This window comes from Variovorax sp. CCNWLW186 (assembly GCF_037203865.1).
Lineage (GTDB): Bacteria > Pseudomonadota > Gammaproteobacteria > Burkholderiales > Burkholderiaceae_C > Variovorax.
In genome coordinates this window covers 47,575-67,212 of the sequence record NZ_JBBCBO010000007.1, presented here as the reverse complement: position 1 = coordinate 67,212, position 19,638 = coordinate 47,575, and the positions used below count along the sequence as shown (strand labels likewise).

18 protein-coding genes are annotated in these 19,638 nt (G+C 66.8%); 11 read left to right on the top strand and 7 right to left on the bottom strand.

Annotated features, from left to right (window positions below; translation table 11 throughout):
* Positions 1-136 precede the first annotated feature (136 nt).
* Positions 137-721, top strand: a complete 585-nt coding sequence (locus V9K97_RS10795; RefSeq protein WP_337317960.1) for a thioredoxin family protein — start codon at positions 137-139, stop codon at positions 719-721.
* Positions 722-808: 87 nt separating this feature from the next.
* On the opposite strand, the gene V9K97_RS10790 is transcribed toward V9K97_RS10795, so the two are convergent.
* The gene (locus tag V9K97_RS10790; RefSeq protein ID WP_126747108.1) at positions 809-1,549 is read right to left on the bottom strand and encodes a response regulator; all 741 of its coding nucleotides are present in this window, start codon (positions 1,547-1,549) and stop codon (positions 809-811) included.
* A 211-nt stretch (positions 1,550-1,760) separates the two neighbouring features.
* On the opposite strand from V9K97_RS10790, the gene V9K97_RS10785 reads away from it, so the two are divergent.
* The 3 genes from V9K97_RS10785 to V9K97_RS10775 are packed head-to-tail and all read left to right on the top strand — an operon-like array spanning position 1,761 to position 5,411.
* Positions 1,761-2,180, top strand: coding sequence for an organic hydroperoxide resistance protein (locus V9K97_RS10785; RefSeq protein ID WP_337317958.1), 420 nt, complete (start codon positions 1,761-1,763; stop codon positions 2,178-2,180).
* Between the two features lie 32 nt (positions 2,181-2,212).
* Entirely contained in the window at positions 2,213-3,592 is a 1,380-nt protein-coding gene (locus V9K97_RS10780) for an ATP-binding protein (RefSeq protein ID WP_337317956.1), read from the top strand.
* A gap of 28 nt (positions 3,593-3,620) precedes the next feature.
* On the top strand, positions 3,621-5,411 hold the full coding sequence (locus V9K97_RS10775) for a cytochrome c biogenesis protein DipZ (RefSeq protein ID WP_337317954.1): 1,791 nt from the start codon (positions 3,621-3,623) through the stop codon (positions 5,409-5,411).
* A gap of 43 nt (positions 5,412-5,454) precedes the next feature.
* Here the strand turns inward: V9K97_RS10775 and V9K97_RS10770 are convergent, their stop codons facing one another.
* The 4 genes from V9K97_RS10770 to rtcR all read right to left on the bottom strand — a co-directional run bounded on the left by V9K97_RS10770 (position 5,455) and on the right by rtcR (position 9,286).
* The gene (locus V9K97_RS10770; RefSeq protein WP_258502308.1) at positions 5,455-5,706 is read right to left on the bottom strand and encodes a hypothetical protein; all 252 of its coding nucleotides are present in this window, start codon (positions 5,704-5,706) and stop codon (positions 5,455-5,457) included.
* A 135-nt stretch (positions 5,707-5,841) separates the two neighbouring features.
* Complete coding sequence (locus V9K97_RS10765) at positions 5,842-6,789, bottom strand: ornithine cyclodeaminase family protein (protein WP_337317952.1); 948 nt, start codon at positions 6,787-6,789, stop codon at positions 5,842-5,844.
* Positions 6,786-7,628, bottom strand: a complete 843-nt coding sequence (locus V9K97_RS10760) for an alpha/beta hydrolase (RefSeq protein WP_337317950.1) — start codon at positions 7,626-7,628, stop codon at positions 6,786-6,788. Before V9K97_RS10760 ends, V9K97_RS10765 begins: the two co-directional genes overlap by 4 nt.
* Positions 7,629-7,672: 44 nt before the next feature.
* Positions 7,673-9,286: an RNA repair transcriptional activator RtcR gene (gene rtcR, locus V9K97_RS10755; protein ID WP_337317948.1), complete on the bottom strand. Its 1,614-nt coding sequence runs from the start codon at positions 9,284-9,286 to the stop codon at positions 7,673-7,675.
* 217 nt (positions 9,287-9,503) lie between these two features.
* On the opposite strand from rtcR, the gene V9K97_RS10750 reads away from it, so the two are divergent.
* The 6 genes from V9K97_RS10750 (at position 9,504) to rtcA (ending at position 16,695) form a co-directional block, all read left to right on the top strand.
* Positions 9,504-11,057 carry a vWA domain-containing protein gene (locus V9K97_RS10750; RefSeq protein ID WP_337317947.1) on the top strand — a complete coding sequence of 518 codons (1,554 nt, stop codon included), beginning with the start codon at positions 9,504-9,506 and terminating at the stop codon, positions 11,055-11,057.
* A gap of 806 nt (positions 11,058-11,863) precedes the next feature.
* A complete protein-coding gene (locus V9K97_RS10745; protein ID WP_337317945.1) occupies positions 11,864-13,087 on the top strand; it encodes an RtcB family protein in 1,224 nt (407 codons plus the stop codon).
* A gap of 63 nt (positions 13,088-13,150) precedes the next feature.
* A complete protein-coding gene (locus tag V9K97_RS10740) occupies positions 13,151-13,807 on the top strand; it encodes a zinc-ribbon domain containing protein (RefSeq protein WP_337317944.1) in 657 nt (218 codons plus the stop codon).
* A complete protein-coding gene (locus tag V9K97_RS10735) occupies positions 13,801-14,769 on the top strand; it encodes a ribonuclease Z (RefSeq protein ID WP_337317942.1) in 969 nt (322 codons plus the stop codon). The genes V9K97_RS10740 and V9K97_RS10735 overlap by 7 nt, the downstream gene beginning before the upstream one ends.
* 31 nt (positions 14,770-14,800) lie before the next feature.
* Positions 14,801-15,661 carry a nucleotidyltransferase domain-containing protein gene (locus V9K97_RS10730; RefSeq protein WP_337317941.1) on the top strand — a complete coding sequence of 287 codons (861 nt, stop codon included), beginning with the start codon at positions 14,801-14,803 and terminating at the stop codon, positions 15,659-15,661.
* Positions 15,658-16,695: an RNA 3'-terminal phosphate cyclase gene (gene rtcA, locus V9K97_RS10725; RefSeq protein WP_337317939.1), complete on the top strand. Its 1,038-nt coding sequence runs from the start codon at positions 15,658-15,660 to the stop codon at positions 16,693-16,695. The genes V9K97_RS10730 and rtcA overlap by 4 nt, the downstream gene beginning before the upstream one ends.
* Before the next feature lie 9 nt (positions 16,696-16,704).
* Here the strand turns inward: rtcA and V9K97_RS10720 are convergent, their stop codons facing one another.
* Positions 16,705-17,061: an alpha/beta hydrolase gene (locus V9K97_RS10720; RefSeq protein ID WP_337317938.1), complete on the bottom strand. Its 357-nt coding sequence runs from the start codon at positions 17,059-17,061 to the stop codon at positions 16,705-16,707.
* Between the two features lie 119 nt (positions 17,062-17,180).
* A complete protein-coding gene (locus V9K97_RS10715; RefSeq protein ID WP_337317937.1) occupies positions 17,181-18,848 on the bottom strand; it encodes an adenylate/guanylate cyclase domain-containing protein in 1,668 nt (555 codons plus the stop codon).
* Between the two features lie 29 nt (positions 18,849-18,877).
* Here V9K97_RS10715 and V9K97_RS10710 point away from each other — a divergent pair, with 29 nt between their 5' ends.
* Positions 18,878-19,627, top strand: a complete 750-nt coding sequence (locus tag V9K97_RS10710) for a Crp/Fnr family transcriptional regulator (RefSeq protein ID WP_337317935.1) — start codon at positions 18,878-18,880, stop codon at positions 19,625-19,627.
* Positions 19,628-19,638 lie beyond the last annotated feature (11 nt).

Here is a 19,638-nt window from a genome sequence, read left to right as displayed (position 1 = left end):
GTCGTTGTGCAACGTAGTGTGTTGGTTTCCCGGTCTCGACACAGTGGCATACGCAATGTGGGCCGTGTGGCCGGTGGGCGAAAAACAATCCACAGGTCATCAACTGCGCCCTTGCGCATCGCCCGAAGGAACCACCATGAAGCTCTCCCTCATTGCCATCGGTGCGGCCATTGCCGCATCGGTGGGCGCCTTGACGTTTGCCGCGCCACGGCTCGGCGGCGACACGCCCGCGGGCGTGGTGCGCCCCGCACCGGAGTTCCAGAACATCGACACATGGCTCAACTCGCCACCGCTCAAGCTCGAAGCGTTGCGCGGCCAGGTGGTGCTGGTCGACTTCTGGACCTACACCTGCATCAACTGCCTCAACCACCTGCCGCACGTGAAGGAGTGGCACGAGAAGTACAAGGACAAGGGCCTGACCGTGGTGGGCGTGCACACGCCCGAGTTCGCGTTCGAGAAATCGACGAAGAACGTGAAGGACGCCATCCAGCGCCTGCAGATCAAGCACGCCGTGGCGCAGGACAACAGCTACGGCACCTGGCGGGCCTTCAACAACCAGTACTGGCCTGCTGTGTACCTGATCGACAAGGAGGGGCGCATCGCCTACTCGCACTTTGGCGAAGGCAGCTACGGCGCCACCGAGAAGAAGATCCAGGCGCTGCTTGCGGAACCTTCGGCCGTAGCGGCCGCTGCCCCAGCGCCGGGCGGGAGCGCCAAATGAAGAAGCTCTGGTTTGCGCTGCTCTTTTTTGCAGGCGGTGTGGCGCACGAGGTGCGCAACCCGACCAACTGCCAGTGCATTGCGTCGGTCAGTCTTTCGCCTCGACCGACGAAGCGAGGACGTAGCCTTCGCTCCGCACGGTCTTGATGTAGCGCGGCTCGCGCGCATCGTCGCGCAGCCGCTGGCGCAGCCGGCTCACCAGCAGGTCGATGGAGCGCTCGAAGAGCTCGGCCTCGCGGCCCTGGGTCAGGCTCAGCAGCTGGTCGCGGCTCAGCACCTTCTGCGGGTGGTCCAGAAACACCCGCAGCAGCCGGTACTCGGCGCCGCTCAGCGCCACCATCACGCCGCTTTCGTCGATGAGGTGGCGGGCCACCGTGTCGACCTCCCACTCGCCGAATGCCAGCTTCTGTGCCGGCTCGGCAGCATTCATGTTGGGCGGCAGCATGCGCGTGCGGCGCATCACGGCGCGCAGCCGAGCGAGCAGTTCGCGCGCCGAAAAGGGCTTGGCCAGGTAGTCGTCGGCGCCCATCTCCAGGCCCAGGATGCGGTCGGCCTCCTCGCTGCGCGCGGTCAGCATCAGAATGGGCGTGGCCTTGTACTTGCCGGTGCGAAGGTCCCGGCACAGCGTGAGCCCGTCTTCGCCGGGCAGCATCAAATCCAGAATGATCAGGTCGAATGGGCCCGACTCCTCGAGCGCGGCACGCATGTGCCGCCCGGTGGGCACCGCAACCACCCGCAGGCCGTTCTTCACCAGGTAGGTGGTGAGCAGCTCGCGGATTTCCCGGTCGTCGTCGACGATGAGGATGTGATCGGAAGTCTTGGGTGTCATGGCAGTGAACAGGAGAAGGGTATGGCGCGGAAGGCGCCGCAGCCGCAATGTAGCGTCACCGCCGCCCGAAGGCTGCGAACAGTGAAACGTAGTGTGTTGATTTCTTGCGCGGATACATAGGCATACGCAATGCGGGTTGGCAGGGCAGGGGCGGCCCAACAATCCGTTCGTTCGCAAACCAACGTATGTCAACCTTCATCAAGGAATCACCATGACCCGCATCGAAAAAGTCCTCTACACCGGCAAGACCCACACCTCTTCGGGCGGCCGTGACGGCGAAGCGCGCAGCTCCGACGGCCGCCTGGACATCAAGCTTTCTTCGCCCGGCAGCGCCGGTGCCGGCACCAACCCCGAGCAGCTGTTTGCCGCCGGCTGGTCCGCGTGCTTCATCGGCGCCATGGGCAAGGCGGCCGGCAAGATGAAAGTCACGCTGCCGCCCGACCTGGCGGTGCACGCGGAAGTCGACCTGGGCATGGCCGGCGGCGAGTATTTCTTGCAGGCGCGCCTGAACGTGAGCCTGCCGGGCCTGGACCGCGAAGTGGCACAGGCCCTGACCGACGCGGCGCACCAGACCTGCCCATACTCCAAGGCCACACGAGGCAACATCGACGTTGCCATCAACCTGGTGTGACCCGGTCACGCCGCCCATAGAAGAAAGCGCCCATGCCCACTCCTGCGAACCCTTCTGCGAACACGGCCCGTGCCGCGAATGTCGCGAATGCCGGTGCCAAGGGGTGGCGCAGGCTGCTGCCGGGTTCGCTGTTCTACCGCGTGACGCTGATCATCGTGGTGGGCCTGGCCGTTGCGCAACTGCTCACTTTCGCCGCGATTCGCTACGAGCGGAACATGGCGCTTCGCGAGCTGATGATGATCGGCATCGAGCGCGACATCGCGAGCTCGGTCGCGATTCTCGACCGCCTTCCCGCGGCCGAGCGCGCGGGCTGGATCGATCGGCTGGAGCGGCGCAACTACCGCTTTGTGCTGGGTGGCAGCGCGGAGGGTACCGAGCCCGGCTCGCCCGCTTCGCGCCAGTTTGCCGCCGCCATCGTGGAAGCGATGCGCCCGTTCGAGATCGTCAAGGTGGGAGAGGTGGCCTGGCCGCCCGAGGGGCTGCAGATCCAGGTGCGGCTGGGTGATGGGTCTACCGTGGTGGTGCATGCCAGGCGCGTGGGCATGCCTGTGTCGGGCTGGGTGATGTGGCTGCTGGTCGTTCAACTGCTGGTGCTGGCCATTTGCGCATGGTATGCGGTGAGGCTGGTCACGCGGCCGCTTGCGCAACTGTCCGCCGCCGCCGATGAGCTCGGGCCTGACCTCAAAGGCCAGGCGCTCGCGGAAGACGGGCCCAGCGAAGTTGCGCATGCGGCACGCGCGTTCAACGCCATGCAGCAGCGCATCGCCGGCTACATGGCCGAGCGCGTCGAGATCCTGGCGGCCATTTCGCACGACCTGCAGACGCCCATCACGCGCATGCGCCTTCGCACCGACCTGATGGACAACGAGCACGACCGCGAGAAGTTCCGGCAAGACCTGGACGCCATGAACTCCCTTGTGCGCGAGGGCGTTACCTACGCACGCACGCTGCACGGCGCGACCGAGCCGCCGCTGCGCATCGACGCCGACGCGCTGCTCGAGAGCATGGTGGCCGACTATGAAGACGTGGGCCAGCAGGTGCGGCTCGAAGGCAAGGCCGGCGCGCCCATCGTGAGCCGACCCAACGCGCTGCGCAGGATCTTGATGAACCTGATCGACAACGCGCTGAAGTTCGGCACCGACGTGCGCGTGCAGGTGCATGCCGAGGGCGGCAAGCTGGTGGTGGCCGTGCTCGACAACGGACCGGGCATTCCGCCCGACGAGCTCGAAGCGGTGCTCAAGCCCTTCTACCGCGTCGAGAGCTCGCGCAACCGCAGCACCGGCGGCACCGGCCTGGGCCTGGCCATTGCGCACCAGCTTGCCATGGCCATGGGCGCCGAGCTCACGCTGAACAACCGCGCCGAAGGCGGGCTGGAAGCCCGGCTCTCGCTGGGCACCGCGCCCGCGCACTGAACACATCCTTTCACGGACGACCGCGATCATGCTCATCCTCCTCATCGCCTACCTGGGCGGGGTGCTCACCATATTGAGCCCCTGCATCCTGCCGGTGCTGCCTTTCGTGTTTGCGCGCGCCGACCGCCCGTTTCGCTCGCACGGCCTGTCGATGCTGGTGGGCATGGCGCTGGCCTTTGCCGCCGTTGCCACGCTGGCGGCGGTGGGCGGCGGCTGGATCGTCACGCTCAACGAGTACGGGCGCTATGCAGCCATTGCGTTGCTCGCGCTGTTCGGGGTGACGCTGCTGTTTCCAAGCGTCGCCGACCGCATGACCCGCCCCTTGGTGGCGCTGGGCATGCGCATGTCCGAGCCGCAAGGCAATGCGGCGCCGAGCGCGGTGTTTTCCCCGCTGATGCTGGGCGTGGGCACCGGCCTGCTCTGGGCACCGTGCGCGGGCCCGATCCTCGGCCTTATCCTGACCGGCGCGGCGCTCAATGGCGCGAGCGTGGGTACCTCGCTTCTGCTGCTGGCCTATGCCGCGGGTGCCTGCACGTCGCTGGCGGCCGCGCTGCTGTTCGGCGGGCGCGTGTTCTCAGTCATGAAGCGGTCTCTGCATGGCGGCGAATGGGTGCGGCGAGCCGCCGGCGCGGCCGTGCTGGTGGGCGTGGGCGCCATCGCGCTGGGGCTGGACACCGGCCTGCTCGCGCGCCTGTCGGTCGGCACCACCTCGGCGCTGGAGCAGGCGCTGGTGGACAAGATCAAGCCCGGCAAGCCGCACGGGGAGCCGATTGCCGCGCAGGAAGACGCGGGCTTCGTGCGGGTGTCGGACAACCGCCCGGCCGCCGTGCCTGCGCGCGAACTCAGGGTCGAGGGCAACTTTCCCTCGCTGGCCGGCGCCACCGAATGGATCAACTCCCCGCCGCTCGCGCCCGAGGCCCTGCGCGGCAAGGTGGTGCTGGTCGACTTCTGGACCTATTCGTGCATCAACTGCCTGCGCACGCTGCCCTACCTGAATGCATGGGCCGAGAAATACAAGGACGCGGGCCTCGTCGTGCTGGGCGTCCACACGCCGGAGTTCGCGTTCGAAAAACGCGCGGCCAACGTGCGCCGCGCGACCAAGGACCTGGGCATCGGCTTTCCCGTAGCCACGGACAACGACTTCGCGATCTGGCGCGCCTTCGGCAACCGCGCTTGGCCCGCGTTCTACTTCGTCGATGCCGAGGGCCGTGTCCGCTACCACCAGTTCGGCGAGGGCCGCTACGACAAGGCCGAACAAGTCATCCAGCAACTGTTGGCCGAGGCCGGACGGGCTCGCGTCCCTGCCGGGCTGGTCGCTCCCTCAGGCCAGGGTACCCAGGCGCAGCCCGGCACCCAGCCCGCCTTGTCCGGTGAAACCTACCTGGGCCACGAGCGCGCACACGGTTTTGCCTCGCCCGGCGGTGTGGTGCGAGATCATGCAAAGGTCTACCAGGCGGCTTCTTCGCTGCGCACCAATCAGTGGGCGCTGGCCGGCGACTGGACCGTGGAGGCCGAGCGCGCGGTGCTCAACAGTGCGAACGGCCGCATCGCCTATCGCTTTCAGGCGCGCGACCTGCACCTGGTGCTCGGCCCCACGGCCAACGGCAAGCCGGTGCGATTCAGGGTGCTGGTGGATGGCAAGCCGCCGCTTGCGGATCACGGTGCCGACACCGACGCGCAGGGCTATGGGGTTGTCGATGCGCAGAAGCTCTATCAGCTGGTGCGCCAGGCCACCAATGGGGCTGACGGGAAAGACAGGCTGTTCGAGATCGAGTTTCTGGACGCGGGCGCGCAGGCCTACGCGTTCACCTTCGGCTGAGCGCTGACGCGGCCCGGGCGGCTGGCGAAAGGGCGAATGCGCCTTACGCAGCCCAGGCGGTCAACGAAAGCCGCCGAAGCATGTCCGTCTGGCGCGACTCTTCGGCGTCCCGCAGGCTCTTGGCCGCGCGGGCTGCCACGTAGGCCACGTACATCGTCTCGATGGCCTTGCCCCATTCGTGCATCTTTTGCGAAACCACGCTGGTCGAGTTTGCCGACGGGTCTTCGGCCGGGCAGGCGGGAACCTCGAAACCGGCTTTGCTGAGGATGGTGGCTTTCTGAAGAATGGTGAGCATGCGGCTGGCCTCTGGAATATGGGCATCAGATTAGCCATGGCGCAAGACGCGTGCCATCAGCCGCTTGACGTATGTGCTTGTCAGTAAATGGCTATCCATGCCGGCAAACAGCCGCGGTTTTCTAGGCCTTAAGCCTTAGGCTGGCGTCGATTCGGCATGCCGCCACACCAGCGTGGCGGCGGTCAGGTCTTCGAGCGCGCTGCCCACGGCCTTGAAAACGGTGCGCTCGCCGCTGCTTGTGCGGCCCGCACATTCGCCCCGGCAGAGTGCGGCGAGCGTGCCCTGCACCTCATCGGCGCGCAGCGTGCCGACCGCCATTGCATCGAGCAGCTCGCCCGCTTTCTGCAATGCTTCGGTGGTGTCGATGAAGGTGCGTGCGCCCGCAAAGCAGCGGGTATCGGCCTCGCGCATGGCGGGGGTGAAGCTGCCGATCAGGTCCAGGTGAGAGCCCGCGCTCAGCCATTCGCCGCGCACCAGCGGCTCGGTCGCGAGAGTGGCGCAACTCACGATGTCGGCTTGCCGCACGGCCGCTTCGAGCGCTGTGACGGCACGGGCATTCAAACCCTCTTCGCGCCACTGCGCGGCCAGGGCCTCGGCGCCTTCGGGCCGGTGGTTCCACAACTGCACCTCGTCGATGGGCCGCACGCTCGCATGCGCGGCGGGCAGCAGCCTGGCGATGCGGCCGGTGCCCACCACCAGCAGCCGGCGTGCATCAGCCCGCGCCAGAAACGCTGCGCCCAGCGCCGATGCGGCCGCCGTGCGGCGCGCGGTGAGCTCGTTGCCGTCCATCATCGCCAGCGGCACACCGGTGCGCGCGTCGTACAGCACATAGGTGGCATGCAGGCCGGGCAGGCCGCGCGCGCCGTTGCCCGGAAAGACGTTGATGGTCTTGATGCCGAGGAATCCCGCATCGCTCCATGCCGGCATGATGAGCACGGTGCCCTTGTTTCCGCCGGCCGTCTCGATGCTGTGCACATGCCGCGGTGGCACCTGCGCCTCGGCGGCGAAGGCGGCTCGCAGCGCGGGTACGAGCCGTGCAAAAGCGAGCGGCTCGCGGGTGGCGGTTTCGTCGAAGTGCTTCATGGTTGCCGTGGTTGCAGCGCGGCGTCGAAGAATTCGACCAGCGCGCGCTGGTAAGTGGTGCCGAAGCGATGGGTCATGGGCTCCAGATGAGCGGCACCGGCCACTTCGATCAGCCGCTTGGGCTCGCGCGCGGCCTCGAGCAGGCGGCGCGAATGGGAATGCGGAATCACTGCGTCGGCCGTGCCATGGATGAGCAGCAACGGAATGGGCGAAATGTCGGCGATGTACTTCGATGCGGCGTAGTCGTCAGTTACCAGCAGGCCTGCGCCCGGCAGCTTCTCGCTGGCAATCGATGAGTACGAATAAAACGTCGATTCGATGGCCGCCGCCTTCACGCCGGCCCGGTTGCCCGAACCCACCGCCGCCACGGCGTTGGTGCCCCCCAGGCTCTGGCCGAAGACGAAGAGGCGCTCGGGGTCGACGTCGGCGCGAGTGCGCACATGGTCCAGCGCGGCATTCGAATCCTCGAACACGCCCTTGGGTTCCGGCTTGCCTTCGGACTCGCCGTAGCCGCGGTAGTCGAACACGAACACGTTGAAGTCCTGCTTCGGCAGCCAGGCCACGAAGCGCCAGTGCGCGGACATGTTCTGCGCGTTGCCGTGGAAATGCACCACCGTGCCCTTGGCATCCTTCGGGTTCTGGCGGCTTGCGGCGGGAATGAACCAGCCGCTCAGGCGCGTGCCGTCGGCGCTGGCAAATTGCACCGCTTTATATCGCAGCCCCAGCGCATCGGGCGTTTCGTAGCGCACCCGGTCGGGGTAATAGAACATCGACTGAACACAGCCGGTGAGGAACACGGGCAGCGCGAGCAAGGCCAGCTTCCAGTTCATGGGTGTCATGCGCGGGGTGTCGCCACTGCGGCGGAGTTGCGGCGGAGGATAGCTCAGCCCGCGGCAATGCGGCTCCACTCGAGCCCATGCTTCGCGAGGTACTTTCGGAGCCGGTCGGCATCGTTCACCACGCTGCGCTGCGCGCGCGACGCCTGGAAAAGCTGCCGCCCCGCGTCCGACAGGCTGCGCGATTCACGGCACACGCGCACCACCGCCTCCAATTGCAGCCGGTCGAACAGGTCGAGCGCCGCCGCGCGTTCATCGCCCAGCAATGCGTCGAGGTCCACGTCCTCGGCGCCACTGCCATCGGTTTTCGGGCTCTCGCGGTTCCATAGCCAACGAAGCCGTGCAATCTCGGCTTCGACCAGCGCGACCGGAATGCGCCCGCCGTCCGCCAGCGTGGCCAGCCGCGTCACGCTGGCCGACAGGTCGCGGAAGTTGCCGCACCACAGCGCCTCGGCGCTTTGCGCAAACCGCAGGTAGGCCGCGCGGGCTTCGGCGTTGAAGCGCACCACGCGGTTGTTTTCGGCCGCGTGAATGGCCAGCAGGTGGTCGAGGTTGGGCTCGATGTCTTCCGGCCGCTTTGCCAGGCCCGGCAGGTCATAGGTCCAGAGGTTGATGCGCGCGAACAGGTCTTCGCGAAAGCGACCGGCCGCCACGTCGCTGCGCAAGTCGCGGTTGGTACCGGCAATGAGCTGGAAGTCGCTCTCCACTTCCTTGTCGGCGCCCACCGGGAAGAAACGCTTCTCCTCGATGGCCTTGAGCAGCATCGCCTGTTCGTCGAGGCCGAGTTCGCCGATCTCGTCGAGAAATAGCGCGCCCTGGTGCGCCGTGCGCAGCAGGCCCGCGCGCTCGCCCGCCGCGCCGGTGAACGCGCCCTTCTTGTGGCCGAACAATGTGGATGCGGCGCCATCGCCCCGCAGCGTGGCGCAGTTCACTTCCACGAACGGCCCCGTCATCTGGTGCCGTGCCTGCTTCAGCTCGAACATGCGCCGCGCCAGGAAGGACTTGCCCGCACCGGTCGGCCCCACCAGCAAGATCGGCGCGCGCGATCGCACCGCCACGCGTTCGATCTCGTCGATGAGCGCATTGAAGCGCGCATTGCGCGTGGCGATGCCGCTCTTCAGAAAGGCCACCGCGTCGCGCTGCTCGGCATCGAAGCGCCGCGCAATCGCGTCGTAGCGCGACAGGTCGAGGTCGATCAGCGCTACTTCGCCCGGGTTGCCCGCGCGCTGCCGCTTGGGCGGCGAGGTCTGCGCCAGCACGCCCGGAATCACCCGCGATTCGGCCAGCAGGAACATGCAGATCTGCGCCACGTGCGTGCCGGTGGTGATGTGCGTCCAGTACTGCTCGCGTTCGGTGTCGAAGGTGTAGGTGCGCGCCCAGTCGTAGAGGCGCGCGTACACCTCGCCGAAATCCCACGGGTCCGCCAGGTCGAGCGGCACCAGGTTGACGGTGGTCTCCGGCGAGACGGTGGCGATGTCGGCCTTGACCACCTCGGCCAGCGCCGTGTGCTTGAGCGTGTAGAGCAGCTCCATGCGCGAGATGACCATGTCCTCGTGCTGCGCGAGCGAGACGGTGGGGCGCCACTTCTCCCAGCGGCCGGTGCCTTGGCCGGCGTCGAGCTGGGTGCCGAGAAAGCCGATGACAACGGTGGATCTCTTCATTTTCTGGATAAAAAAACTATCCAAAATTATAAGAACCTCTGTCCGTTTAAGCCCGCTGAATTTGGGATGAGCAGCGGGAAATCATAAAAATATCTTTCAAATCAACAACTTGAATTCAGAGGGCGCTACGAAACTGCCGGCTGGCACACCCGTTGCGATAAGGAGCACACATCCAAGAAAACGAACGAACAAAAAGAACGCCACAAGGAGAAGTCACATGGCCAACCTTCAACTCTTCCAGACCCTGCGCGGCGCGCTGCTGCCTTCGGCCAACACGCCCAACGAAGCGGGCGGCGCAGCCTACGCGCTGTCGCCCAAGCACCAGCTGGCGCAGCTCGCGGCCACCGGCTGCCTGAACAGCACCTTCTATGCACAGGCGCAGGACCAGCTCGACACCGTGCTGGCACTGGCCCGTGAAGTCGATCCGGTGTTCGTCGCCAAGACGGCCATGTACGCACGCGGCGCCGGCCACATGAAGGACATGCCCGCGCTGCTGGCCGCCACACTGGCGGTGCGCGACGTGGCACTGCTCGCCAAGGTGTTCGGCCGCGTGGTCGACAACGGCAAGATGCTGCGCAACTTCGTGCAGATGCTGCGTTCCGGCGCGGTGGGCCGCAAGTCGCTCGGCACGCGACCGAAGAAGCTCGTGCAGCAATGGCTGCTCGAAGCAACCGAGGCGCAGCTGCTCAACGCTGCCGTGGGCAACACGCCCTCGCTGGCCGACGTGGTGAAGATGGTTCACCCGAAGCCCGCCGAAGCCTGGCGCGCCGCATGGTTCGCATGGCTGATCGATCGTCCGTATGCGCTGGAGGCTCTGCCTCCGCTGACGCAGGCTTTCGAACGCTTCAAGCGCGACCGTGCGCAAGCGGTGCCTGATGTGCCGTTCCAGATGCTGACCGCGCTGGAGCTGGACGCGCAGGCCTGGGCGCAGATCGCGCAGCGTGGATCGTGGCAGATGTTGCGTCAGAACCTGAACACCTTTGCGCGCCACGGCGTGTTCGAGCTGCCCGGTCTTGCTGAAGCGGTGGCTGCCAAGCTGCGTGACCCACAAGCCGTGGCCAAGGCGCGCGTGCTGCCGTACCAGTTGATGGCGGCCTACACCGCAACCGGCGCCGAGGTGCCGCACGCGGTGAAAGAGGCGCTGCAGGACGCGATGGAACTCGCGCTGGCCAACGTGCCGGTGTTCGAGGGCCGTGTGATGGTGTGCCCCGACGTGTCGGGCTCGATGAGCTCGCCGGTGACGGGCCACCGCGGTTCGGCGACTTCGGCGGTGCGCTGCATCGACGTGGCCGCGCTGGTGGCTGCCGCCGTGCTGCGCCGCAATGCGGATGCGCGTGTGCTGCCCTTCGAAACGAAGGTGGTGCCGCTGAAGCTGAATCCACGCGATTCGGTGATGACCAACGCGGCCAAGCTGGCGGCGGTGGGCGGCGGCGGAACTTCTTGCAGCGCGCCGCTGGCGCTGCTGAACAAGGAGAAGGCGCAAGCCGATCTGGTGGTGCTGGTGTCGGACAACGAATCGTGGGCCGATGCTGCACGTGGCCGTGGAACCGCGACCATGCAGGAGTGGGAGGCGTTCAAGCAGCGCAATCCGAAGGCGCGGCTGGTGTGCATCGACATCCAGCCCTATGCGACCACCCAGGCGCAGGAGCGCGACGATGTGCTGAACATCGGCGGCTTCAGCGACGAAGTGTTCAAGCTGCTGGCGGTGTATGCCGCGGGCGGCCTGGGCGCCGAGCACTGGGTGGGTGTGATCGAAGAGACTTCGATCTGAGAGAAGAAAAAGAGAGGACGCCCCAGGCTTCGGCCTGTGGTGCCCGACTCGAAATGAATTGAACGTCGTCGTTCGGCGAATGCAGATGCGAGTACATCCAACCATGTTCTTCCTCGCATCGATTGTTTGTCGCCGAACGGGGATGAGAGCGGTTTTGTGCGAATGCAGGCAGGACTACATTGGTGCGACCAGGGTTCGACTCCCGGCGCCGGTTCTCCGGCGTGGTCTACGTCTTGCCATCCTCGTCGCACTGTTTTTTGCAGCGAATGCTGGCGGAACTACAGACTTTTAATCTCGCGGTCGCGGGTTCGAATCCCGCCGGTCGCAAGGCCGTAGCTCAGTGGTAGAGCACGACTGTTTCGTCGATTTTTGTCGCTGCTTTTTTTGTTTTGAGGTGAATGCAGGCGGGTTTACAGGATAGAGCGTCATGGTCTCGGCCATGGAGGTCCCGGGTTCAATCTCCGGTCTGTTTCGGCAGATAGCTCAGTACACAACCCGTCGCTCCTCGTCACCTCTTTTTTGTATATCGGGCACGCAGGCACAGAAGGGAGCGCCACTGCCAAAAATGTTGTTATTGCCGGCAGTCCGGGTAGCACCGGATGCGGCGGGAAAGCCGGTTGACGGGCAAGGTTGAGGATGCAGGTGCTGGCTCCGATGACGGGTCTGTCACTGGCGCGCGTTTCCAATCGTCGACTGGGCCATCGGACTCAAACACCATGGTCGCCGTATTGATGTGGGTTCGAATCCCACCGTGTCCACCATTCAGTCGTAAGAATAGATAGATAGACAGTCAGAGAGAAAAGAAAATGGAACAGAACTACAAACTGCATGAAGTAGCCGACGGCGTCCCGGTCAAGATGTGGACGAACGGCGTGCCCGTGGAAGACGAGGCGCAAAAGCAGCTCGAGAACGCGGCCCGCCTGCCCATCGTGTTCAAGCACATCGCGGCCATGCCCGACGTGCACTACGGCATCGGCGCGACCGTGGGCTCGGTGATTCCGACCTTCAAGGCCATCATCCCGGCCGCGGTGGGCGTGGACATCGGCTGCGGAATGATGGCGTGCAAGACCACGCTGAACGCGCGCGACCTGCCCGACAACCTGGGCCCGCTGCGCTCGGCCATCGAAAAGGCCGTGCCGCACGGATCGAACCCCAAGCGCATGGGCCGCGACAAGGGCTCGTGGGAAACGCCGCCCGACGAAACCGATGCGGCCTGGGCCAGGCTGGTGGATGAGTTCGACCTGATCTGCGAGGACTACCCGCGCCTGAAGAACACCAACAACCACAAGCACCTGGGCACGCTGGGCACCGGCAACCACTTCATCGAGGTGTGCCTCGACGAGGCGGGCGCGGTGTGGTTCATGCTGCACTCGGGTTCGCGCGGCGTGGGCAATGCCATCGGCACGCACTTCATCGAACTCGCGAAGAAGGACGCCGAGCTGCACCAGCGCAACCTGCCCGACCAGGACCTGGCGTACTTCGAGGAGGGCGCCAAGTACTTCGGCGACTACGTGCGCGCGGTGGGCTGGGCTCAGAAGTTCGCGCGTGCCAACCGCGAAGTGATGATGCAGCGCGTGGTCGCGGCCGCGCGCAAGGTCATCGCCAAGCCGTTCGAGGCGCATGTGGAAGCGGTGAACTGCCACCACAACTATGTGAGCCGCGAGACGCACTTCGGCGAAGACGTGCTCGTCACGCGCAAGGGCGCGGTGAGCGCGAAGGCGGGCGAGCTCGGGATCATTCCAGGCAGCATGGGGGCCAAGAGCTACATCGTGCGCGGAAAGGGCAACCCCGAGAGCTTCATGAGCTGCAGCCACGGCGCCGGTCGAAAGATGAGCCGCACCAAGGCGAAGAAGCTCTTCACCATTGCCGACCAGATCGCCGCGACGGAGGGCGTTGAATGCCGCAAGGACGCCGACGTGATCGACGAGATCCCGATGGCCTACAAGGACATCGACGCGGTGATGGAAGCGCAGAAGGACCTGGTGGAGGTGGTCTACACGCTCAAGCAGGTGGTTTGCGTGAAGGGTTAGAAGCCCGCGCTGGTCCGAGGACGAGGGGCGCGGGCGTGTGCAACGGCAATCGAGTAAACAACAATGAAAAGCAACAAGCAACGCCGCGCCGAAATCAAGGCGCACCGCCTCGAACGCGCAGCCGCGCTGAAGGCGCAGCTGCGCACGCAGGACGCCCGTCAGCTCTCGGCGGGCGGACTCGTGCCTGGCATGGTCATGGCCGACAAGTCGCGGCTTGCGCACTACAACACCACCTTCGGCGAGGTGCCGGATTTCTACCTCGACCAGGCTTTCACTTGTCGCGATTGCCACGCCCAGGAGGTGTGGACGGCGAAGCAGCAGAAGTGGTGGCATGAGGTTGCGCAAGGCTCGGTGTACAGCCACGCCGTGCGATGCCGTGCATGCCGGCAGGCCCGCCGGGCGCTGCGCGATGCGGCGCTTCGGAACGAAGGTGCCAACCTGCTGGGCGAGGAGGTAGGCCGGCTGCGTGCGCTCGCCATGCAAGAGCCCGGCGCCGACGCGCTCGCGCAGGCGGAGGCTGCATTGCAAAGCAAGTGGCGCAGCCTGCGCGTGGTCGCCATCGAAGTCATGGGCCAGTGGGGCGGGCCCGAGCAGATCGAGCGGCTGCAGGCATTTGCAGCGAACCGGACAAGCAGCTACGGAACGTGGGAACGCGAAGCAGCGGATGCCGCAACGAAGGCACTGGCGCGCCGGGCCGAGGAGGAGAGCGGGGAATGTTGAAGCTCACCTTCCTGGGCACGTCCTCAGGAGTCCCCACGCGCCAGCGCAACGTCTCCGGCCTTGCGGTGCAGACCGTGCTCGGCGCCGACTGGTTCCTTGTCGATTGCGGCGAAGGCACGCAGCACCGGCTGCAGCAGACGCGGCTGTCCTTGCATGACATGGCGGCGGTCTGCATCACGCACGTGCACGGCGACCATTGCTACGGCTTGCCGGGCCTGCTCGCCAGCGCGGGCATGGGCAAGCGCACCAAGCCGCTGAAGCTGATCGCGCCGCTGCCGGTGTGGCGGTGGTTCGAAGCCACGCGCCGGCTGACGGACCTGCATCTGCCGTACGAAGTGGAGCATGTCGATCTGGAAACCGACGCGCTGGTGTACGAAGCCCCGGGCTTGCACATCGAACGCCACGTACTCCGGCATCGGGTACCCAGCCACGCCTACCGCGTGCAGGTCGAAACCCGGCGCGTGCGGCTGAAGGCCGATGCGCTGCGTGCCGCCGGCCTGCCGCCCGGCCCCGCATGGCGCGCGCTGCAGAACGGCGAAGACGTACCTTTCAACGGCGCGGTGCTGCGCAGTGCCGACTTTGCCGAGACGCAAATCGACACGGCAAGCGCCGTGCTGGGAGGCGACAACGCCGAGCCCGCGCTGCTGCGCGCGGCCTGCGAAGGTGCGCAACTGCTGGTGCACGAGGCCACCTACACGCAGGAAGCGCTCGACAAGGTCGGGCCCGGCCCCATGCACAGCTCCGCGCGCCTGCTGGCGGAGTTTGCGCAGTCCGCCAAAGTGCCCAACCTGGTGCTGACGCACGTGAGTCCGCGCCACCAGAACGAAGAGGGAATGGCGGCGCTGATGGCGGAAACCCAGGCCCACTACAGCGGCCACGCGTTCCTGGCCAACGACCTGGACGTTTTTGAACTCGACAGCGCCGGCAACGTGGCTGTCACCCGTGGCCGATCGGATGAATGAAAAAATCCGCCGGCAAGAAGAAGTTTTATTCATGAGCAACAAAGAACAAGAATTCCTGCGCTCGGCGCACCCCATCGATCCCGCCATGCGCGTGCAGATCATGGATGCCCTGCGCGACATCGAAACGCGCCACGACGTCACGGTGCTGTTCGCCTGCGAATCCGGCAGCCGCGGCTGGGGCTTTGCCTCGCCCGACAGCGACTACGACGTGCGCTTCATCTACGTGAGCCGTCTGCCGTGGTACCTCACGGTCACCCCGCGGCGTGACGTGATCGAGCTGCCGATCAGTGGCGACCTGGACGTGAACGGCTGGGACCTGCGCAAGGCGCTGGGCCTCATGCGCGAGTCGAACCCCACGCTGCTCGAATGGCTGCGCTCGCCGGTCGTGTACCGCGAAGACGAGGCGGCCATGCCGCGTTTTCGTGCGCTCTCCGAAGCGGTGTTCTCCAACGCGCGCGGCTGGCATCACTACGCGTCGATGGCAAAGAAGAACTTCCGCGAGCACCTGCAGGCCGACGAGGTGCGCTACAAGAAATACCTGTACGTGCTGCGCCCGCTGCTGGCCGCGCGGTGGATCCGCACGCAGCCCGGGGTGCCGCCGATGCGCTTTGCCGACCTGGCGCAGAAAACGCTCGACCCCGTGCGCGACGCCGCGTTGATCGAAGAAATCAACGCGCTGCTCGAAGTGAAGATGCGCGCCGGCGAAGCCGCGACCAGCCCGCGCTGGCCGGGCATTCATGCGTTCATCGAAAGCGAACTGGCGGCCAACGCGGCCGAACCCGTCACGCCGCTGCCGCAGGCCGATGGCACCGGGCTCGATGCGTTTCTTTGCGAGACGGTGCTGCGCTTCGACGCGGCCGCGTCCGCACTGAAGAAAGGAGGTCGCGCATGATTGAACTCGACGGCTCTCAAGGCGAGGGCGGAGGCCAGATCCTGCGCACCAGCCTCGCGCTGTCGGTGGTAACGGGCCAGCCCGTCGCCATCGAGAAGATTCGCGCGGGCCGCGCCAAGCCGGGCCTGATGCGCCAGCATCTCGCGTGCGTCAACGCCGCGGCGGAAATCAGTGGCGCGCAGGTCGAAGGGGCCGAGCTCGGATCGCAATCGCTGCGGTTCGTGCCCGGCCCGGTGCGCGCGGGCGACTACAGCTTCACGATTGCGAGCGCGGGCAGCTGCATGCTGGTGCTTCAAACGGTACTGCCACCGCTGCTGCTGGCCGGCACGCCGAGCCGAGTGCAGCTGCGCGGCGGCACGCACAACCCAATGGCGCCGCCGTTCCACTTTCTGGAGCGCGCCTTTGCGCCGCTGGTGCGCCGCCTGGGCGCGGACCTGCAACTGGTGTTGCGCCGCTGCGGCTTCTATCCCGCCGGCGGCGGCGAGGTGGATGCGACCATCGTCCCGTCGGCTGACGGGCTGAAGCCCTTCGACCTCGTCGAACGCGGCGCGCTGCTGTCGGGCCACGCCGAGTGCCTGGCGCCGGGGCTCGCACGGCACATTGCCGCGCGCGAGCTGGAAACGCTGGGCAGGGCGATGGGCTGGTCGGGCGAGCAACTGCGCGTCGGCACGGCGCGGCAGAACGAAGGGCCGGGCAACGCGCTGCTCGCCACGCTGGCCTACGAGCACGCGACCGAGGTTTTCACGGCCTTCGGCGAAAAGACGCTCAGCGCAGAGCAGGTGGCGCATGCGCTGGTGAGGGAGCTGCGCGACTTCCAGAAGAGCCAGGCGGCCGTGGGGCCGCACCTGGCCGACCAACTGGCGCTGCTGCTGGGCCTGGCGGCATGGCAAAGCGGCGGTGCGGCCGCCTTCACCTGCAGCGAGGTAACGGAGCACACGCGAACCAACTGCGCGGTGATCGAGCGCTTTCTGCCGGTGCGCTATGCCATCGAAGAAGCCGCTGGCGCGGCCACCGTGAAGGTGGCGCGGGCCTGAGCGGTTGCCTTACAGGCCGGCTTGCTGCGTGAACGAAACGGCGGGCTTGCTGTAGGCCGATGGCACCTGGTCGCGATAGAAGGCGCGGCGGTCCAGGCTTTGCAGCGGATCGTGCGCGGCGGCCACGGCCTGGGCGCGCACCGCATTGCGGTCGAGCGAGGATTGGACGGCCACCACGCCTTCGGCGGCGCTGTCCGAATACGTGTTGCTGCCGCGTGCGGCGGCCACGGCTTCGGCCTGCACGTCCGCACGGTTGGCGTACGACGTGAGGGCCTGCACGCCTTCGTAGGTTTCGGCATGTGCACCCGCGGCGCCCAGCATGGCGAGTGCGGCGGCGGAAACGGCGATGAGTTGCTTCGTGTTCATGGTGAGAGTCCCCTTGACTGAAAGTGGTGTGGTCGGCGGACATTCGTCGTTGCCACAGATGCAGTGTGAAACCGCGCCGCAGCCTGCGCTGTGCGTTTGCGCACCGCTTTTGGCAACTGCTACAGGGGCGCTGCCAAGGGGGCGTGCTGCGAACAGATCACCGCAAGTGGTTCGGAGCGCCCGCGCACCACCAGCGTATCGACCTGCTCCGCGGCATGCGCCAGGCCGGCCTGCTGCGCCGCGAACAGCGAAACCACGAGCCGCGATGCGGCGGCCTTGGAATGGTCCTGCAGCCGGCTTGCCGTGTTGACCACTTCGCCGATGGCGGTGAAAGTGGTCGTGTCCAGGTAGCCCACCTCACCCACGGCCGCACGGCCGGCGTGCAGGCCCATGCCAAAGTCCAGCCGCTGGCCGAATTGCGCCTCGAAGCCTTCGCTCCAGGCGTCCATGCGCTCGCCGATGAGCTCGGTCGCGCGCAGTGCCTGGCGGCATGCGGTGGGCAGGTCGGTCTCGAGCCCGAAGATCGCCATTACGCTGTCGCCGATAAACTGGTTGGGCACGCCGCCGCTTTCGCGCACGGCCGCACCCACCGTCGCAAAGTAGCGGTCGAGCACATAGGCCAGGTCGAACGGCCATTGCCGCTCCGACAGGCCCGACCAGCGCCGCAGGTCCACGAACAGAATGGCCACGTCGTGCTCGCGGCCGAAGCTGCTGACCGGCGCGGGCCGGCCGCCGTTGGGCGGCGGCGCAAACAGCGGAGTGACCTCGATGTCGCCGCGGGGCCGCAGCTGGCAGGCCAGCCGCACGTCGCCGGGCGCACGCACGCGCTCCAGCGTTCGCTGCTCGTCACGGCCCGGCTCGCCGATGTGTTCGGCAGGGCCGAGCACGCGCACGCGGCAGGTCGAGCAGCGCGCCCGCCCGCCGCACACCGAAAGATGGGCGATGCCGTGCGAGCGGCTCGCTTCCAGCACGCTCCAGCCGCGCGGCACTTGTACCGTGCGGCCCGGATAGCGCAGCGAAACCGAAAGCCCGCGCGGCCGGCGCGCCAGCCAGTGGCGTGCTCCAAAGGCCGCCAGCAGGGCGGCCAGGCCAAGTGCGTAGAAGACCTCGATGCCGGTTTCCACGGCGTCGAGCGTGCGGCCCTGCGCCGCGTTCGGCACCACCGCGGGCGGCACGCCGGTCCACTGGAACTCGCGTCCCATGGAGACGAAACCCATCGCCGCGGCAAGGGGCAGCACGACTGCCAAGGCAAGCAGCAGATGGGAGAAGCGGCGGTAGCCCGGCCGTGCCCGCAGCGCAAAGTGCATGCCGATGCAGCCGTGGATCCAGGCCGCGAACATCATGGTGAACTGCGCCGTGGCGCCCGGCAGGTTCCACCGGCCCCAAACCACGCGCGCATAGGAACCTTCGATGCCGTAAGCCTGGTAGGCGCCGCGCATGGCCGTCACGTGGGCGATCAGCAGCAGCGGCAGCGCGAAGCCCAGCAATATGCGCAGGCCTTCGAGCGGCGGCATGCGCAGCGTGCGGCGCTCCCACAGCGCGGCCACGGCAAGCGCCAGGTGAACGGTGGCGGCACCGTACAGCAGCAGCGTGCCCGGCAGGCTGTGCCAGAAGTGCTGCACGCCGCGCAGCACCGTCTCGGCCGCGGCAAAGGAGACGATGCCCAGCGAATGGTTGAGCAAATGCGCCGTCACATAGGCCATCAGCACCAGCCCGCTCGCCCAGCGGAGATTGCGCCGGGTCGGCAGTCTCGGCAAAAAAAGGGCTTGGGGGGAACGTCTGTCCATGAACGGGTTCGAAGGGGCACCCGAGCATAATGCGCGCGCCCCTCTCACCCGGCATGGCCCCAACCACTCCTTCGACCACTCTCCGTTCCAGCCTTGCGCTGCGCCGCATCGCGCTGCTCGAGGGGCTTTCCGACCAGCGCCTGGACCTGCTCGCGCAGCAGTGCCTGTGGCACAGCGTGGAGGCCGGCAAGCCGCTGCTGCTGCGCGCCGAGCAGCAAGGCGATGTGTTCCTGCTGGTCTCGGGGCGGGTGCGGGTGACCACCTATTCGGCCAACGGCCGACAGGTCACCTTCAGGGATTCGGAAGCGGGCGAGCACTTCGGCGACATTGCCGCCCTTGACGGCGGGCCGCGCTCCGCCGACGTGGTCACCCTCGAACCCAGCGTCCTCGCCAGCCTCGACCGGCTTTCCTTCATGGCGCTGCTGCGCGACGAGCCGGTGGTGGCCGAGCGCGTGATGCAGCGGCTCGCTTCACTGGTGCGGCAGCTGTCGGAACGCGTGATCGACCTGAGCACGCTGGGTGTGCAGAACCGCCTGCATGCCGAGCTGCTGCGGCTCGCGCGAATCGCGGGCGTGGAACGCAACCAGTCGAGGCTCGACCCGGCGCCCAAGCACGCGGCCCTGGCCAGCCAGATCAGCACCAACCGCGAGCAGGTGACGCGCGAACTCAATGTGCTGGTGCGCAGCGGCGTGCTGCGCAAGGACGGCAAGGCCCTGCTGGTGGCCGACGCCGCGCGGCTCGAGCGCATGGTGTCGCAAGTGCGCGGCGACGCGGGTTGAGCCAGCGGCCT